The 16803-nt window shown below is 72.6% G+C and carries 17 protein-coding genes; 7 read left to right on the top strand and 10 right to left on the bottom strand.

Translation table 11 applies throughout. The annotated features are described in order from the left end of the window. Nucleotides 1-173 precede the first annotated feature (173 nt). Entirely contained in the window at nucleotides 174-704 is a 531-nt protein-coding gene (locus ABD352_RS35690) for a hypothetical protein (protein ID WP_344616957.1), read from the top strand. Nucleotides 705-1373: 669 nt separating this feature from the next. On the opposite strand, the gene ABD352_RS35685 is transcribed toward ABD352_RS35690, so the two are convergent. The 6 genes from ABD352_RS35685 to ABD352_RS35665 form a co-directional block, all read right to left on the bottom strand. After that, complete coding sequence (locus ABD352_RS35685; RefSeq protein ID WP_344616956.1) at nucleotides 1374-1871, bottom strand: hypothetical protein; 498 nt, start codon at nucleotides 1869-1871, stop codon at nucleotides 1374-1376. An 8-nt stretch (nucleotides 1872-1879) separates the two neighbouring features. Continuing rightward, nucleotides 1880-2683, bottom strand: a complete 804-nt coding sequence (locus tag ABD352_RS35680) for a hypothetical protein (RefSeq protein WP_344616955.1) — start codon at nucleotides 2681-2683, stop codon at nucleotides 1880-1882. Nucleotides 2684-3328: 645 nt separating this feature from the next. Then, nucleotides 3329-3571, bottom strand: coding sequence for a DUF4259 domain-containing protein (locus ABD352_RS57810; protein ID WP_425553795.1), 243 nt, complete (start codon nucleotides 3569-3571; stop codon nucleotides 3329-3331). A gap of 114 nt (nucleotides 3572-3685) precedes the next feature. After that, a complete protein-coding gene (locus ABD352_RS35675) occupies nucleotides 3686-6160 on the bottom strand; it encodes a glycogen/starch/alpha-glucan phosphorylase (protein WP_344616954.1) in 2475 nt (824 codons plus the stop codon). A 63-nt stretch (nucleotides 6161-6223) separates the two neighbouring features. Then, nucleotides 6224-7135 carry a 5'-3' exonuclease gene (locus tag ABD352_RS35670; RefSeq protein WP_344616953.1) on the bottom strand — a complete coding sequence of 304 codons (912 nt, stop codon included), beginning with the start codon at nucleotides 7133-7135 and terminating at the stop codon, nucleotides 6224-6226. Between the two features lie 30 nt (nucleotides 7136-7165). After that, nucleotides 7166-8146: an anti-sigma factor RsbA family regulatory protein gene (locus ABD352_RS35665; protein ID WP_344616952.1), complete on the bottom strand. Its 981-nt coding sequence runs from the start codon at nucleotides 8144-8146 to the stop codon at nucleotides 7166-7168. A gap of 139 nt (nucleotides 8147-8285) precedes the next feature. Here ABD352_RS35665 and ABD352_RS35660 point away from each other — a divergent pair, with 139 nt between their 5' ends. From ABD352_RS35660 to ABD352_RS35650, 3 genes are read left to right on the top strand one after another with little or no spacing between them, the layout of a single operon-like run. Continuing rightward, complete coding sequence (locus tag ABD352_RS35660) at nucleotides 8286-9389, top strand: M24 family metallopeptidase (protein WP_425553794.1); 1104 nt, start codon at nucleotides 8286-8288, stop codon at nucleotides 9387-9389. After that, nucleotides 9386-10522, top strand: coding sequence for an acyl-CoA dehydrogenase family protein (locus ABD352_RS35655; protein ID WP_344616951.1), 1137 nt, complete (start codon nucleotides 9386-9388; stop codon nucleotides 10520-10522). The genes ABD352_RS35660 and ABD352_RS35655 overlap by 4 nt, the downstream gene beginning before the upstream one ends. A 29-nt stretch (nucleotides 10523-10551) precedes the next feature. Further along, nucleotides 10552-10998 carry an Lrp/AsnC family transcriptional regulator gene (locus ABD352_RS35650; RefSeq protein WP_344616950.1) on the top strand — a complete coding sequence of 149 codons (447 nt, stop codon included), beginning with the start codon at nucleotides 10552-10554 and terminating at the stop codon, nucleotides 10996-10998. Here ABD352_RS35650 and ABD352_RS35645 read toward each other — a convergent pair. Next, on the bottom strand, nucleotides 10979-11668 hold the full coding sequence (locus ABD352_RS35645) for an HAD family hydrolase (RefSeq protein WP_344616949.1): 690 nt from the start codon (nucleotides 11666-11668) through the stop codon (nucleotides 10979-10981). The two genes, ABD352_RS35650 and ABD352_RS35645, sit on opposite strands and share 20 nt — an antisense overlap. Before the next feature lie 36 nt (nucleotides 11669-11704). Here ABD352_RS35645 and ABD352_RS35640 point away from each other — a divergent pair, with 36 nt between their 5' ends. Further along, nucleotides 11705-12277: a histidine phosphatase family protein gene (locus tag ABD352_RS35640; RefSeq protein WP_344616948.1), complete on the top strand. Its 573-nt coding sequence runs from the start codon at nucleotides 11705-11707 to the stop codon at nucleotides 12275-12277. A gap of 7 nt (nucleotides 12278-12284) precedes the next feature. Here the strand turns inward: ABD352_RS35640 and ABD352_RS35635 are convergent, their stop codons facing one another. Then, entirely contained in the window at nucleotides 12285-12728 is a 444-nt protein-coding gene (locus tag ABD352_RS35635) for a universal stress protein (RefSeq protein ID WP_344616947.1), read from the bottom strand. Nucleotides 12729-12819: 91 nt separating this feature from the next. Between ABD352_RS35635 and ABD352_RS35630 the strand changes: the two genes are divergently transcribed. Further along, nucleotides 12820-13269, top strand: coding sequence for a MarR family winged helix-turn-helix transcriptional regulator (locus tag ABD352_RS35630; protein ID WP_344616946.1), 450 nt, complete (start codon nucleotides 12820-12822; stop codon nucleotides 13267-13269). Then, on the top strand, nucleotides 13266-14984 hold the full coding sequence (locus ABD352_RS35625; protein WP_344616945.1) for an MFS transporter: 1719 nt from the start codon (nucleotides 13266-13268) through the stop codon (nucleotides 14982-14984). Before ABD352_RS35630 ends, ABD352_RS35625 begins: the two co-directional genes overlap by 4 nt. Nucleotides 14985-15012: 28 nt before the next feature. Here ABD352_RS35625 and ABD352_RS35620 read toward each other — a convergent pair whose 3' ends face one another. Together ABD352_RS35620 and ABD352_RS35615 are read right to left on the bottom strand one after the other, a co-directional pair. Continuing rightward, on the bottom strand, nucleotides 15013-16182 hold the full coding sequence (locus ABD352_RS35620) for a COG1361 family protein (RefSeq protein WP_344616944.1): 1170 nt from the start codon (nucleotides 16180-16182) through the stop codon (nucleotides 15013-15015). Further along, nucleotides 16175-16687: a SigE family RNA polymerase sigma factor gene (locus ABD352_RS35615; protein WP_344616943.1), complete on the bottom strand. Its 513-nt coding sequence runs from the start codon at nucleotides 16685-16687 to the stop codon at nucleotides 16175-16177. Before ABD352_RS35615 ends, ABD352_RS35620 begins: the two co-directional genes overlap by 8 nt. Nucleotides 16688-16803: the final 116 nt, after the last annotated feature.

Genomic DNA, 16803 nt, shown 5'->3' with positions numbered 1-16803 from the left:
CGCTACGTCCATCGCAACGGGGTCGTCTTGAACGAGGACGCCAGGTAGTCGCGATCGGTGCCGAACCGGCCCTGCGCCAGCACCTGCTCCCACACGAAACAGCGAACGTGATCATGCCAAGACGATCGACGGCAGGAGGGAACGGGGAACGCGACGAGCGCGTCGGATCGAGCGTGAAGCGACTTCTTCTCGCGGTGCTGCTTGTCGGCGTCTGGTCCGGCACGAACGGGTGCGGCACGTCAGGCACCGGCGGCCAGCAGGCACCGGGCGCTGCTCCCCTGCGGGGTTTCGGTATCGACGTGGACCAGGCGATCTCAGCCCGCGTGCCGCAGGTACACCTGCAAACCTGCGGTACATGGGGCTGCGCCGAGCAGGACGTGCCGCTGTTGATCGCCGGTCCGACGAGCACGGCGCCCTGCCCGGGGGCGTCGACGGGTCCCGACGCGGTGGCGTGCGGGCCGGTGCAGCTGCAAGGGCCGGGGCCAGGGTACGGCTACGCGCCAGTGCCGCAGTTGACCCTCGGCCCTGTGACCGTGACCGTGACGACGCCGGCAGACGCGCCGATGCCGATCTCCGCGGAGATACGGGTACAGCCGCACCTGATCTGCCCGAACCCCGACGCCGAGCAGAGCGCGTGCGCGGACGGCACGCCCCAGGCGCGGCTGCGCATCGCCGCGGACGGCACGGTCAACCAAGCGGCCTGATCGGACACCACCCCGACGAGGCGGGACAACGCGGCCATGCCGCCGATGGTGCGCGGCGACTTTCAAGTTGGCTACGGCCGGTGCCGGACCCAAGCGGCGCGAAGGTGCCCTGATCTGCCGAATAGCGGGCGTTGCGACACACGGGCTGGGCGCATGCTGGTGGACGTGAGTCAAGAGGTGACGTGCCCGAACCCGGTGCTGCGGTCTGACGCCGCCGTGCTCGTCGGACTGCTGGCTGTGCTTGAAGGGTTCATCTGGGCCGACCCAACTTCCGCGAGAGGTCCTCGACAAGGTGCGAGCCCGGTTCGTCCGGGAGGGCCACCTGACGCAGGGCGCAGGAGACTACGAGCTCAGCCAGGCGGTGAGTGACATGAACCAACGGTTGCGCTATGCCCTCGGTGAGTACGATGCGCCATCGCAACCGATCGAGCTGCCGCGCTGACTGATCGGCCCTCACAACGTCCGCTTCTGCCGCGGCGGGAGTTCCGGCGCTCATCACAGTTGGTGACGCACCGTAGTACATGGCAGATTTCTATCCCCAGCGCTTATCTTTGAGCCTGCGGGCGACCTCGTCCAGAGGGCCGCGGTGTCGGCCCACCCCGGCCGTCACCGCTTCCAGGCCTGGCAGCACGGCGAGTCCGACCATGCGGCCGATGAGCGCCCTCCCGATCAAGGATGAAGCTCGGTTGGCCGGCGTGCCTGCTCACGTGCGTGACCGGTCTCGTCCCGGCGCCTGATCAGGTCGCCGTCACCGGCGTAGAGGGCGAGGATCGCCAGAACACCCGCGGCCGCGGCCGGGAAGACGGCAGGCTCCGAGGTCAGCAGCCAGTTGCTCGAGTCGCCTCGCGCGTCGGCCCAGGTGCCGCCGGTGCTGACGCAGATCCGCAGCCGGGTTCCGGGGCTCAGGTCGAGGCCGTATCCGTACAGGCCGATCCGGGTTCCGTCGTCGAGCCGGACGGTGAGATGTTCCCTGCTCCCGCCCGTCACCGAGGCGACGGTACAGGTGCCCGTGCGCACGATGTCCATGCGGAGCCGGCCGCACAGCGCGGTGAGGCCGTAGGCTGCCGCCGCCATCAGTACGCCCGCGAGCAGCAGGCCGGCCCGCGCCGGAGTCGGACGAAACGGCATGAAGGTCGACGGACTCCAGCCTCGGGCGTGCCTGGCCATGTACTCCCTCAAGACTCCGAGGCGGCGGCGAGGGCCGTCGGCCGGTGGTCCGGCGTGCCGTGCCATGCGGCGAAGCCGGCCTGCAGGCGTTCGAGCTCCTGGCAGGTGCCGATCCGGGCGCGGTGCTGGGGCTGTTCGCCGTAGTGACGGATGACGGGGGCAAGGAACGCCGGGTCCACGGCCAGGTAGTACGGCGACAGGCGGAGGGTGCGCGTCCGGCCGTCGGAGCGCCGGTACCGCACCGGCATCGTCCGCGCACGACGTCCCGGCACCAGCGGGCCGCCCGGGCCAAGCTGGGCCCACGGCACCCGGCACGAGCCGAGCATCGTGTGCGCCGTGATTCCGTCCGGGGTCAGCGTCAGGCGGTAGCGCAGCAGCCAGATGTACGCCAGGCCGAGGCCGGCCAGCGTCACGGCGAGCGCACCGGATGCCCACGCCGACCCGAACAGCGCGGTCGGCCGGACCTGGTCGGTGTCCGGCACCCGCTCGGCCAGCACCTGCGTCCCGGCCGCCATCAGCAGCAGCACGCCGGTCGCGGCCGGATACCTCGACGCCGTCGCCACCGTGAACCCGGCGTCGGGGCCGACCCCGAACGCCGCCGGCCGATGCCGTAGGCGCCGGGTCAGCAGCAGGAACAGCAGCGGCGCGCCGCCGAGCGAGACCAGCAGCCCGAGCAACCCCAGCGCCACGCCGAGCCCGCGGGGCTCGATCCGCCACGACAGCGGTTGCAGCACGAAGCTGTCGAAAACCCCCGCCCCGAACGCTCCCGCCCCGAGCACCGTGGCCAGGACCCTCACCGATACAGCCGACACCCGACGCAGCCTAGACATCCACCACGGCACCGGCGTCATCCAACCGGCCCGACATCCGCACATGCCGCCGACCATGCGCGCGGCGTCCCGAAAGGCCGTTATGCTCTGCGATACACGGCCCCGGAAGGCGCACTCGCGCGATGAACGCGCAACTCGCTACCGCCGGCACCGTCAACCCGCACCACCCTAGGGGCCCACCGCCCCCGGCAACCACCCTGGCAGGAATCGCCGGCCCCGCCGGCCCGTCCCGCCAGCCCCCGAACCTTGCGCGGAACAGCGCGCGGTGACCACCGACCGCGACAGGCAAGTCGCGTCCGCAGACTCCTCGTACTCGCCTCAAATCATTGTTTTCCCAAAATTTGAAATGTCTGTGGCTTTCGGCTCTTGATCTTCGGCCTACGGCGACTCCGCGCCGACCTCGGTACATCACGGAACAGCCGCCGGCCGATCGGCCACGGGCGAACGCGCCGGCAGGCGGCGATCTCCGAGACCGCCGCGGCTACACCGGGACGAGCGGCACCTCGGCCTCAGATGGCTGGCTGTCGAGGGATCGCACGGTTCCGATCCATCGCATACTGGCCAAGGTTCCTCGGGTCGGCGGCGTACGAGATCAGACGCAATGTTCTGCCGCCGTCCGAGCGGCACCTACCGCTTGTCCAGGGCGGAGTCGATGGTCGTGCGGAGCTGCTGAAGGGCGGCAACAGCTGGCGCACCTTCCGTGGATTCGTCCCAGAGCTCGCGCCATTCTGAGTCGTCGCCGACGATCCGGTCCAACGCCCGGATCGCCAAGGCCGGGACGTCATCTCGAGGCAGGCGGTCATGACCTGCTCCTTTCGGGCGAGGAGCCGGTCGGCGGGGAAGTCGGGCGCCTCGGGCCTCCCCCGCCACGGGGAGCCGCCGAAGAGCCGCCGGAGAGCCGGTCAGCAGGGCGGCCGGGTCGACTCTCGCGTGGTAGAGCGCGCGAGAGTCGATCCGGCCACCAGCCCGATCAGGACGTGCGGCTCACGCCACCCGGACCGGCTCGACCCGCCAGATCCGGTCGCAGTACTCGCGGACGGTCCGGTCGGAGGAGAAGAAGCCGCTGCGGGCCGAGTTGAGGACCGACATGCGGGCCCAGGCCTCCTGGTCGCGCCACGCGTGCTCGACCCGCTCCTGGCATTCGAGGTAGGCGCGGTAGTCGGCCAGGGCCAGGTACTCGTCGCGGCCCAGCATCGAGTCGACCACCGGGGCGAAGAGGGAGCGGTCGCCCTTGGCGAAGGTGCCGGCCGCGATGGTGTCGATGGCGGCCCGCAGGTCGGGGTCGCTCTCGTAGTACGCGCGCGGGTGGTAGTCGCGGCGCAGGTCGGCCGCCTCCTGCGCGTCGAGGCCGAAGAGGAAGAAGTTGTCGGCGCCGACGCGGTCGCGGATCTCGATGTTGGCGCCGTCGAGGGTGCCGATGGTCAGGGCGCCGTTGAGGGCGAGCTTCATGTTGCCCGTGCCCGAGGCCTCCTTGCCGGCCAGCGAGATCTGCTCGGACAGGTCGGCGGCCGGGATGATCCACTGGGCCCGGGTCACGTTGTAGTCCGGCGGCAGCACGACCTTGAGCCGGCGGGACACCACGGGGTCGGTGTTGACCGTCTCGGCGACCGCGTTGACCAGGCGCAGGAGCAGCTTCATCGAGTGGTAGCCGGGGGCCGCCTTGCCGCCGAAGAGCACCGTGCGGGGCACCACGTCCAGGTCCGGGTGCTCACGGAGCCGGTTGAACAGCATGATGACGTGCAAGAGCTTCAAGTGCTGCCGCTTGTACTCGTGGAAGCGCTTGATCATGACGTCGCACAGGGCGTCGGGGTCGATCACCACGCCCGTCGAGCGCTCCACGTGGGCCGCCAGGTCGACCTTGTTGGCCCGCTTGACGGCCCGCCAGCGCTCCAGGAACGCCGGGTCGTCGGCCACCCCGGCCAGCCCCTCCAGCCGGTCCAGGTCGGTGAGCCAGGACTCGTCGCCGAGCCGCTCGGTGATCAGCTCGGACAGGCGCGGGTTGGCCAGGCGCACAAACCGCCGCGGGGTGACGCCGTTGGTGACGTTGTGGAACTTCTGCGGCCACAGCTCGGCGAAGTCGCGCAGGGTGGTCGCGGCGAGCAGCCGGGTGTGCAGCTCGGCGACGCCGTTGACCGCGGTGCTGCCGACGACCGCCAGGTGCGCCATGCGCACCCGCTTGTCCGGCTCCTCCTGGATGATCGAGAGCCTCCGGAGGCGGTCGAGGTCGCCGGGGTACGTCGCCTCCACCTCCTGCAGGAAGAAGTGGTTGATCGCGTAGATGATCTCCATGTGGCGGGGCAGCAGCCGCTCCACCACCGCCACCGGCCAGGTCTCCAGGGCCTCGGGCAGCAGGGTGTGGCATGTGTAGTTGAAGGTGCGCCGGGTGATCGACCAGGCCAGGTCCCAGTCCAGCTTGTACTCGTCGACCAGCAGCCGCATCAGCTCGGTGACGGCCATGACCGGGTGGGTGTCGTTGAGCTGGATGACGACCTTGGCCGGGAACGCGTCCCAGCCGGTGTTGCGCAGGCGGTACCGCCGGATGATGTCGCGCAGCGAGCACGCCACGAGGAAGTACTGCTGCTTCAGCCGCAGCTCGCGGCCCTGCTCGGTGCTGTCGTCGGGGTACAGCACCTTGCTGATGTTCTCGGCCCGCACGATGTCCTCGACGGCCTCCTTGTACTGCCCGGCCCCGAACCGCGACAGGTCGAAGGACTGGCGGCTGGCCCGGGCCTGCCACAGCCGGATGATGTTGACGGTCTGGGTGCCGTACCCGGGCACGAGCATGTGGCTGGGCTCCCCGCGCACGACCTCCCCGGGCGTCCACTGCCGGCGCAGCCCGGTCGGGTCGTCCAGCGCCGCGGCCGTCGTGCCGTAGAAGCCGACCACCTGCCGGTCGTCCGGCGCCGGGAACTCCCACGGGTTGCCGTAGAACGTCCAGTCGTCGGGCCGCTCGACCTGCGCGCCGTCGCGGAACGCCTGCTTGAAGATGCCGAACTCGTACCGGATGCCGTAGCCGACGGCCGGGATGTCCAGCGTCGCCATGGAGTCCATCAGGCAGGCGGCCAGCCGTCCGAGCCCGCCGTTGCCCAGCCCCGGCTCGACGTCGTAGCTCTCCAGGTCCTCCAGCGTGACCCCGAGGTCCGCGGCGATCGGCCGCACGAACCGCTCGGTGTCGGTGTAGAGCAGGTTCTGCCCCAGCTGCCGCCCGAGCAGGTACTCCGCGGACAGGTAGTACACGAACCGCGGGTTCGCCTCGTAGTGCGCCGCGGCGGTGCGCGCGTACCGCTCCACCAGCCGGTCCCGCACGGTGAGCGCGAGCGTCTGGTAGCCGTCGGAGCCGCTGGCCGACTCGAGCGTGGTGCCGCGCTGGTAGTACAGGTTGCTGATGAGGTCCTGCTCGAAGTCCGCGAGCGTGCTGCCGACGGAGCGCATCTTGGGGCGAGGCCTGTCATCGGTCACTCGTTCAGTATCTCGCGCCCGCCCCGCCGACTCGCCGACTTCACCCCTCTCCGGCGCAGGTTCCTACCCGGTGGCGAGGGCGTCGACGATGCGCTTGGCGGCGCCGGCCAGGCCCCAGCGCTCGGCCAGGGCCATGAGACGGTCGGGATCGGCCGGGTCGGTGGGGAGCTTGGTGTCCAGCGGCGGGATGGGGACGGTCCGGGAGACCGCCACGACGTCGCGGGCGGCGGCCAGGTACTCCCGGCCGGCCTCCAGCTTGCCGCGCAGGCCCGGCGCGAAGCCCGACGCCGGGTCACCGAGGGCCGCCAGGATGCCGTCGAGGCCGCCGTAGCGGTCCACCAGGCGGGCCGCGGTCTTCTCCCCCACCCCGGCGACGCCCGGCAGGCCGTCGCTCGGGTCGCCGCGCAGGGCGGCGAGGTCGGCGTAGCCCGCGGCCGGGACGCCGTACTTGGCGTGCAGGGCGGCGTCGTCGAGGACCTCGAGCTTGGCGACGCCACGGCCGCAGTACAGCACCCGGATCGGTTTCTGGTCGTCGATGAGCTGGAAGAGGTCCCGGTCGCCGGTGGCCACCTCCACGGGGCCGCCCTCGCGGGTGGCCAGGGTGCCGATGACGTCGTCGGCCTCGAAGTCGTGGGCGCCCACGGCGGCGATGCCGAGGGCGGAGAGGAAGTCGAGGATGACGGGGACCTGCGCCTCCAGGGCCGCCGGCACCTCCTCGCCGCCGGAGGGGGTCAGCCGGTGCGCCTTGTAGGAGGGCAGCAGGGCGACCCGCCAGGCCGGGCGCCAGCTCTCGTCGAGGCAGCAGACCATGCGGTCCGGGCCGCGGCCGCGGATCAGGGTGGCGAGCATGTCGAGGAAGCCGCGCACGGCGTTGACCGGCGTGCCGTCGGGGGCCTTGGCGGCGGCCTCGGGCACCCCGAAGTACGCCCGGAAGTAGAGGCTGGCGGAGTCGATCAGCAGCAGGGGGCGGTCCACCGGGCCAGACTATCCACTCGGGGCGCGAAACTAGCGCAGCACGTGGATACGCGTCGTGGTGCCGGTGGCACAGGTGTGCCGCTGGACCAGGTCGGCCAGGAAGTGGACCATGACCAGGCCGCGGCCGCGGCCCTCCGGCGGGCGCAGGCGGCCGATCATGAGGTCGGTGACGTGGCCGAAGTCGCGGACCTCGCACACCACCCGCTTGTCGTCGTGCCAGGTGCGCAGCGTGCCGGAGCCGCCGCCGTGCTGCACGCTGTTGGTGGCCAGCTCGTTGACGGCGCTCTGCAGGTCCACGATGCGGTCCGGGGGCAGGTCGGCCGCCAGCCCGACCTCGGCCACCCGGCGGCGCACCTCGACCAGGCCGGCGAGCTCGAAGCGCATCGTGGTGGCGCCGGCCGGCGGTTCGGACAGCGGCACGTTGTAGGCCTCGGCGATGCCGTACGGGTCGTAGCCGTCGCTGGGGAACCGGCCGTTGTCGTCGGCCATGATCGGGTGGGTGGCGTGGGCGTCGCGGACGCGGGCCGGGTCGAGGCGGCCGATGTCGTACGGGCACATGATGGTCGCCTCGCGCCCGGCGAAGGCCACGTTGATCATGGCCTCGTGCTGCACGCAGCCGGGGTACTCCTCGGGGGTGCGCGCCGGCCAGACCGGCTGGCCGATCACCCGCACCCGGCGGCCGGGGTGCTCGTCGAGGAACCTGGTCAGCACCCAGGGGATGATCCGGCCCGGGTTGCGCCCGGCCTCGGCCATGTCGATGAAGGTGACGCCGTCGGCGAACGCGCCCAGGCGCTGGCGCAGCATGGTGCCGTTGGGCGACGGGACGATGACCGCGATCGGCTCGTCCATGGAGAAGCCCTCGTAGATGAACTTCATCGTGCCGTCGAGGAAAGCGGCCGGGCCCTCGTAGAGCAGCGCCTCGTGCACGAAGGGGTCCGGGACCCGTTCAATCGGCGTGCGCGCGCCGTGCCCGCTCATGGAGATGTGCAGCCCATCTCGGTTCGACAACATGTGCACTAGGGGCCTTTACTCAACCCTCGCGGACAGACTACGCCACCCCGACGGATCGGACACCTATCCGTTGATACCGTCCCGGCACACCGGCCCCAGGGGTAACACCCAAAACCGAACGACCGTTAAGCTGGATGGTGTGGAGCTCTACTCACCCGACCGGCTGGCCGCCGCCCGGCGCGCCGCTGCCGAGGCCGGCCTCGACGCGTTGCTCATCGGGCCGAGCGCCGACCTGCAGTACCTGACCGGCTACGACGCGCACGCCCTGGAGCGCCTCACGCTGCTCGTGCTGCCCGCCGACGGCGAGGCCACGCTGATCGTCCCGCGCCTGGAGCGCCCCGCCGCCGAGGCCTCGCCGGCCGAGTCCATCGGCGTCCGGCTGGTCGACCACGCCGACGGCACCGACCCGTATCACATCGTGCAGGAGCTGCTGGCCGGCCGCGCGAAGACCGTCGGGCTCGGCAACCGGATGTGGGCCGAGCAGGTGCTGGCGCTGCGCGACGCGCTGCCCGAGACCGGGCAGGCCCTCGCCGGCGCGGTGCTGCGCGGCCTCCGGCTGCGCAAGTCCCCGGCCGAGATCGAGGCGTTGCGCCGGGCCGGGCAGGCCATCGACGCCGTGCACGAGCGGATGGGCGAGTGGCTGCGGCCCGGGCGCACCGAGGCCGAGGTGGCCGCCGACATCGCGGCCGCCATCCGCGAGGCCGGCCACGCCACCGTCGAGTTCACCATCGTCGCCGCCGGGCCGAACGGCGCCAGCCCGCACCACGGCGTCTCCGACCGCGTGATCGCCCCCGGCGAGCCGGTGGTCGTGGACATCGGCGGCCGGATGCCCGACGGCTACTGCTCCGACTCCACCCGCACGTACTGCATCGGCGAGCCCCCGGCCGACTTCGCCGCCTACTACGCGGTGCTGCACGAGGCCCAGCGGGCCGCGGTCGCCGCCGTGCGGCCCGGGGTGAGCGCGGAGGCGGTCGACGCGGCCGCCCGCGACCTCATCGCCGGCGCCGGCTACGGCGAGCGGTTCCTGCACCGCACCGGCCACGGCATCGGCCTCGACGGCCACGAGGACCCCTACATCGTGGCCGGCAACGACGCACCGCTCGAGCCGGGCATGGCCTTCTCCGTCGAGCCGGGCATCTACCTCGCCGGCCGGCACGGCGCACGGATCGAGGACATCGTGGTGTGCACCGCCGACGGCGTGGAGCGGCTCAACACCATCGACACCGAGCTGGTGATCCTATGAACGTCGAGCGGCCGTTCCTGGGCGAGGAGGGCGAGGCCCTCATCGGGCTGGCCCGCGAGATCGCCGACGGTGAGCTGGCGCCGAAGGTCGAGGAGTTCGAGGCCGAGCGGCGCTTCCCGCGCGAGCTGTTCCGCCTGCTCGGCCGGGCCGGGCTGCTGGGGCTGCCCTACCCCGAGGAGCACGGCGGCTCCGGGGTGCCCTACGAGCTGTACCTGCAGGTGCTCGAGGAGATCGCGGCCCGCTGGCTGGCCGTCGCCGAGGGCATCTCGGTGCACACGCTGGCCTGCTACCCCCTCGCCGCCTACGGCACCGACCTGCAGCGCAAGAAGCACCTGCCCGACATGCTCGGCGGCGAGCTGCTCGGCGCCTACTGCCTCTCCGAGCCGCACAGCGGCTCCGACGCGGCAGCCCTGGCCACGCGGGCGGAGGACGGCCCCGACGGGTTCGTGGTGCGCGGCACCAAGGCCTGGATCACCCACGCCGGCCAGGCCGACTTCTACAACGTCTTCGCCCGCACCGGCGGCCCGGGCGCGAGGGGCATCTCCTGCCTGCTGGTCGATGCCAAGACCCCGGGAGTTGTACCGCAGGTGCCCGAGAAGACCATGGGCCTGCGCTCCTCCGTCGTGGCCCAGCTCGCCTTCGAGGGCGCCGTGGTGAGCGCCGACCGGCTCGTCGGCGAGCGCGACGGCGGCTTCGGCATCGCCCTCGCCGCGCTGGACGGCGGCCGCCTCGGCATCGCCGCGTGCGCCGTCGGCCTGGCCCAGGCCGCGCTGGACTACGCGGCCGCCTACGCGAAGGAGCGCGAGCAGTTCGGCCGGCCGATCGCCGAGTTCCAGGGCGTGAGCTTCATGCTGGCCGACATGGCGACGCAGATCGCCGCCGCCCGCGCGCTGTACCTGTCCGCCGCCCGGCTGCGCGACGCGGGCCGGCCGCACAGCGCGGAGGCGGCCAAGGCCAAGCTGTTCTGCACCGACACGGCGATGCGGGTCACCACCGACGCCGTGCAGGTGCTCGGCGGCGCCGGCTACGTGTCCGACCACCCCGTCGAGCGGTACATGCGCGAGGCCAAGGTGCTGCAGATCTTCGAGGGGACCAACCAGATCCAGCGCGTGGTGATCGCCCGCTCGCTGTAACCGCTTGCCCGGCACGTTAGGGTTCGGGCGTGGAAGAGACCGATCGCGCGATCGTCGCGGCCCTCGCGGTCGACGGCCGCCTGTCCTACACCGACCTGGCCGAGCGGGTCGGGCTGTCGGTGTCGGCGGTGCACCAGCGGGTGCGCCGCCTCGAACAGCGCGGCGTCATCAAGGGCTACACCGCGAAGGTCGACCACGACGCGCTCGGCCTGTCGATGACCGCCTTCGTCGCGATCCGCCCCCTCGACCCGTCCCAGCCCGACGACGCGCCCGACCGGCTGGCCCGGCTGCCGCAGATCGAGTCGTGCTACTCGGTGGCCGGCGAGGACTTCTACATGCTGCTGGTCCGGGTGGAGAACCCCCTGGCGCTGGAGCGGCTGCTGCAGGAGATCCGCTCGGCGGCCAACGTCACCACGCGCACGACGGTGGTGCTGTCCACGCCCTACGAGCACCGCCCTAGCGTGCGGCAGTCCTGATCGCTTCCAGCACCCGCTGGGTGTCGGCCAGGTCGGCCAGCGTGACGTGCGCGCCGGCCCGATCGAGCTCGTCGGCGCCGTAGCGCCCGGTCGCCACGGCCACCACGCCGGCCTCGCCGTGCAGCGCCGCCCCGACGTCCTCGGGGGTGTCGCCGATCAGCACCACCTTGGCGAAGTGCCGGTCGAAGCGGGCGCGGGCGTTGGCCCGGGCGATCGCGACCAGCTCCGCACGCACCTCGTGGCTCCAGCCGTACGCCCCGGCGTCCAGGTCCAGGTGGGCGGTGAGCCCGAAGGGCCCCAGCTTCACCTCGGCGATGCGCCGGACGTTGCCGGTCAGCAGCGTCTGGCCGGCCCGCCCGGCCAGCGCGGACAGCGCCTCGGCCGCGCCGGGCAGGGCCCGTCCCCGAGTGGGCAGCAGGTGCGCGAGCTCGTCCAGGGCCGCCTCCGCCCCCTCGCGCAGGTCCTCGAGGTGCCCCTCGGTCACCGCCACCCCGTTGCGGCGCAGCATGTCCGCGGCGATCGCCCGGTCCGTCCGCCCCGCCATCGGCGGCTGATGCTCGACCGGCCGGCCGAAGCGCCGCAGGAACGCCAGGTCGTAGGCCTCGCGGCCCAGCCCGTCCACGTCCACCAGCGTGTGGTCCACATCCCAGAGCACCAGAACCCCGTCCACGCGGTGCAGCGTAGCCGCAACCGGCACAATGTGGTGATGGGCGAGATCATGGTCGTACGGCACGGAGAGACCGAGTGGAGCGCCGCCGGTCGGCACACGTCGACCACCGACCTGGAACTCACCCCGCAGGGTGAGGCAGACGCCCGGGCCCTCACCCGGGTCCTGGCCAACCGGCCGTTCGTCGCCGTCCTGAGCAGCCCCCGCCGCCGCGCGCTGCGCACCGCGGAGCTGGCCGGCCTGACGGTCACCGAGGTCGACCAGGACGCCGTCGAGTGGGACTACGGCGACTACGAGGGCCGCACCACCGCCGACATCCGCACCGAGGCCCCGGACTGGGACCTGTGGCGCGACGGCGGCCCCGGCGGCGAGACGCCGGACCAGGTGACCGTGCGCCTGGACCGCTTCCTGGCCAAGCTGCGCCCGATGCTGGCGCTGGGCGACGTCGCGGTGGTCACCCACGGCCACGCGGCCCGCGCCCTGGCCGCCCGGTGGGTGGAGCAGCCTGTCGCGTTCGGCGCCCACCTGACCCTGGGCACCGCCACGTTGTCGGTGCTGGGACACGAGCACGAGACCCCGTCCCTGCGCATGTGGAACGCGCCGCCCGCCTGACCGCGGCCTACGGCACGACCGTGACGGGCCAGCGCCCGCAGCGCACCAGGCGGGTGGAGACCGAGCCCGCGATGCGGTGCAGCGGGCTGGCCGAGCGCCCCACGATCACGGCGTCGGCGCCCAGCTGGCTCGCGGCGGCGACCAGCTCGGTGTAGGGCTCCCCCGTGCGCACGAGCAGCTCGACGTCGACGCTCAGCCGCGGTACCTCACGCGCCATCGCCTCCCGCAGCTGCCCCTCCACCGCGTCGTGCGCGGCGATCACGTTGACCGCGGCGCCGCCGCCGGTATCGGCCATGGACAGCATCGAGGCGGGCAGCGAGCGCACGTACACGGCGACGAGCCGGCAGCGCTGGCGGCGGGCCAGGCCCACCGCGTAGGCGGCGGCCCGCAGCGACGGCGTCGAGCCGTCGACCCCGACCAGGATGGTCACCGGCTGGGCGTCGTCGCGCATGGCATGTCTCCAGGGGAGGTCTCTCCAAGGGCGGTCGCGATCACACCCGGAAGCATAAGCCGCGAATATAAGCACGTGATATAAAAGTTTCGTGACGGAGATCCTCGACAGCGCGGCGCTGGCCAACGGCCTGGAGCGGATCGTGTCCCTGCTGCGGCGATCGGCGCCGGACGAGCACGTCTCGCTCTCGGCGGCGGCCACGCTGCGCACGCTCGACACGAGCGGCCCCTGCCGCATCTCGGAGCTGGCCGCGCGGGAGGGCGTCACCCAGCCGGCCATGACGCAGCTGGTCTCCCGCCTGGAGCACGACGGCTACGCCGAGCGGCGCTCATGGGAGGCCGACGCCCGGGTCGTGATGGTGCACCTCACCGCCACCGGCGCCGAGCTGCTGCGGCGCCGCCACGACGCGCGGGCCCGCCGGCTGGCCGAGCTCGCCGAGCGCCTCAGCGCCGAGGACCGCGCCGCGCTCGCGGCCGCCCTGCCGGCCCTGGACCGGCTCGTCACCACCCAGCACGACAACCCCGGGAGTACCTGCGCATGAGCCATCAGCACAACTCCGCGCCCAGCCCGTTCCGCCAGCCCAGGGCGGTGTGGGCGGTCGCCTTCGCCTGCGTCGTCTCGTTCATGGGCATCGGCCTGGTCGACCCGATCCTGCCCGCCCTCTCCGTCAAGCTGCACGCCTCGCCCAGCCAGGTGTCGCTGCTGTTCACCAGCTACCTGCTGGTGACCGCGGTCGCGATGCTGATCACCAACCTGGTGTCCAGCCGCATCGGCCCCAAGCGCACCCTCATCGCCGGCCTCGTGCTCATCGTGATCTTCGCCGCCCTGGCCGGCAGCTCGCACTCGATCGGCGGCATCGTCGGCTTCCGGGCCGGCTGGGGCCTGGGCAACGCGCTGTTCATCGCCACCTCCCTGGCCGTCATCGTGGCCTCGGCCAGCGGCGGCTTCGGCGGGGCGATCATCCTGTACGAGACCGCGCTCGGCATCGGCATCGCGGTCGGCCCGCTGCTCGGCGGCACCCTCGGCGGCATCAGCTGGCGCGGCCCGTTCTACGGCGTCAGCGTGCTGATGTTCATCGCCCTCATCGCCACCATCACGCTCGTGCCGAAGACGCCGCGGCCGGCCGAGCGGACCTCCATCGCCGCCCCGATCACCGCGCTGCGCCACCGCGGGCTGCTGATCATGAGCCTGACCGCGGTGTTCTACAACTGGGGCTTCTTCACGATGCTGGGGTACGCCCCCTATCCGATGCACCTGTCGGAGCACAAGCTCGGCCTCGTCTTCACCGGCTGGGGCCTGCTGGTCGCGATCTTCAGCGTCGCGGTCGCCCCGCGGCTGCAGCGGCGTTTCGGCACCGCCAAGACGCTGTACGCCAACCTGTTCCTGCTCGCCGTGGTCCTCGCCGTCATCGGCGCCTGCACCAACTCGCCCAAGGCCGTGATCGTGGCCGTCATCGTCTGCGGCGCGTTCATCGGCATCAACAACACGCTCACCACCCAGGCGGTCATGACGGTCGCCCCGGTGCCGCGGCCGGTCGCCTCCGCCTCTTACGGGTTCGTGCGCTTCATCGGCGGCGGCCTCGCCCCCTTCGTCGCCGGCAAGCTGGCCGACCACTACAACATCCACGTCCCCTTCTACGCGGGCGCCGCGGCGTTCCTCATCGCCATCGCCGTGCTGGCCACCGGCCACCGCATCCTCACCGAGGCCGAGCGGGCCGCCGACGAGACGGCGGCCGAGCAGCGGCCCGGCACGGCGGTCGGCGAGATCGTCGCCGTCGGGCGGACCGGCACGGCCAACGGCAACGCGCCGATCGTCGTCGCCCTCGACGCCGGGCCCTCGGCCGACGCCGTCACCGCGGCCGCCGCGGAGCTGGCCGGGCACCTGAACGCGCCGCTGGAGCTGCTGCACGTCCACGAGATCGCGGTGGTCGGCGACGACGCCGTCGACCGGGAGAGCTACGAGCAGGCCCGGGCCCAGGTCCAGCGGCGGCTGGACGAGCTGGCGGCCCGGGGCGTGGCCGCGGCCGGGCACGTGCTGCGCAGCGTCGCCGACCACGGCCACGCCGGCAGCCTGATCGCCGAGCACGCCCGGTCGGTCCACGCCCAGGTGGTCGCGATCGGTGGCCCGTCACACGGCGGGGTCGCGCACCTGCTCGACGGCAGCGCCAGCCAGCGGCTGATCGCCGAGGCCGGGTGCCGGGTGATGGTCGTGCCGCCCGGGCCCGAACCCGCCGAACGGGCCGCCACCACCGTCTAGCACGGGGTGACGGCCCGCCCGGGCCCGGTCACTGGAAGCCGGCGGAGTCCAGGTGCTCCCAGTTGTCGTAGCGCTGGTCGCCGCTGCGGATCTGGAAATGGCCGGGCCACAGCGGCTTGTCGCTGGTGACGCTGTAACTGATCGGCACCGTGAAGGTCACGCTCCCGCCGGCCATGACGGTGCCGACGCTGCACGGCGCCTCGATGCTGACCTGCCCGGCGAAGGACCCGCACGAGGCGCCGGTGGCCTTGCCGGTGACCGTGACGGCGGGGACGAACGAGAGCATCACGGTGACGTTCTTGATGTCGCGCGGGCCGGCGTTGTGCAGCGTGACGGTGACCGTACCGGTCTGCTTGCCGCCGCTGGGCGCGCCGACCGCCGCCTCGGCCTTCCCGACGGTCAGCGCGTCCCGGTAGCTCTGGTCCACGAGGAACGACTGCGGGCCGGCGACCTGTTGGAACTGCCCGCCCGCCCAGCGGAAGGTGCGGTCCTGCGTGAGCCGGTGCGTCGGTGGCATGCCGCAGCACTGGACCATGTCGGCGACCTTGACGGCGACGGTGCCGTCCGCCCCGGGCGTCGTGGCGACGATCTCCTCGGCGGAGACGACCCGGCCGAGCGTGTGCAGCGCACCGTCCGGGGCGCTCAGCGCGACGAGCTGGTCGAACCCGCTCTCGCCGGCCCGGCAGGTGACCCGGACCAGGGTGTCCCGGCCGCCGTCGCCGTCGACGTCGGCGCTGAGCGCGCCGGGGCGGACCAGCAGTGACCAGACGTCGCCGGAGGCCGCCGAACCGCCATGGAACGTGATCTTGCCGCTCCGGCAGTCCGTCGGCGCGTCCGACGGCCAGGCCGGGAGGGTGAAGGTGGCGTTCGCGAGGTCGGTCGGGGCGTCCAGCACCGGCGGCGGGCCGCTCGGCGGCGAGGTCGACGGCACGGTCGACGGCGCGGTGGGCGCGATCGACGCGGGCGCGCTGGTGCCCGGCCCGGCCGGGGCGGCGCGCCGGTCCTGCAGGGCCAGCAGGCCCGACGGCACCAGCACGGCCAGGGCCAGGGCCGACGCGGCGGCGACGGTGCGAACCCGCTGGCGGCGCCGGACGGTGCCGATGACGGCCTCGGCGCCCATCGGCGCGATGCGCGGCATGGTGCCGGCCCGGAAGTCGGTGAGGGCCGCGTTCAGGATGTCGTCGTCGAAGTCAGACACGGGAGCTGCCCTCCTGCTGCTCGCTCAGCATGCGCGCGACCGCGGCCCGCGCCCTGCTCAGGGTCGATTTGACGGTGCCGAGCGCCACCTGCTCCTGCTCGGCGATCTCCTGCAGCGACAGGTCGGCGATGTGGAAGAGCACGAAGATCCGGCGCTGGGCCCCGGGCAGCTGCTTGAGCGCCCAGGTGAGGTCGACCCGGTCGGCGCTGGGCGCGGCGACGTGCTGCACGCGGTGGCTCTGCAGGAACGAGGCGGCCGTGCGCAGCCGCCGCCAGCGGCTGGTGGCGAGGTTCCAGGCGACCCGGCGGACCCAGGCGACCGGGTCCTCGTAGTGCTGGACCGCGTTCCACCGGGCGTAGGCGCGGCAGAACGCCTCCTGCACGAGGTCCTGCGCGTCGCCGAGATCGCCGGTGAAGGCGTAGATCTGCAGCGTCAGCGCGTGGAACCGGCTGCGGTAGAAACTCTCGAAACTCTCCGGCGGCGACCGGTCCACTGACCCGAGCACGTTGCCTCCCCGCTGATGGATAGTTCCCGTTTCAGGAACTTCGATGGAAGAGACACGCCATGCCGCCGCCGCGGGTTCCACGGCGGTCGCTTAGCCGACAAAAAGGCCGCGGCGGG

It is taken from the genome of Dactylosporangium salmoneum (assembly GCF_039532525.1).
Taxonomy (GTDB): Bacteria; Actinomycetota; Actinomycetes; order Mycobacteriales; family Micromonosporaceae; genus Dactylosporangium; species Dactylosporangium salmoneum.
The sequence above is the reverse complement of the archived record's forward strand: the minus strand, read 5'-3'. Positions and strand labels throughout refer to the sequence as shown.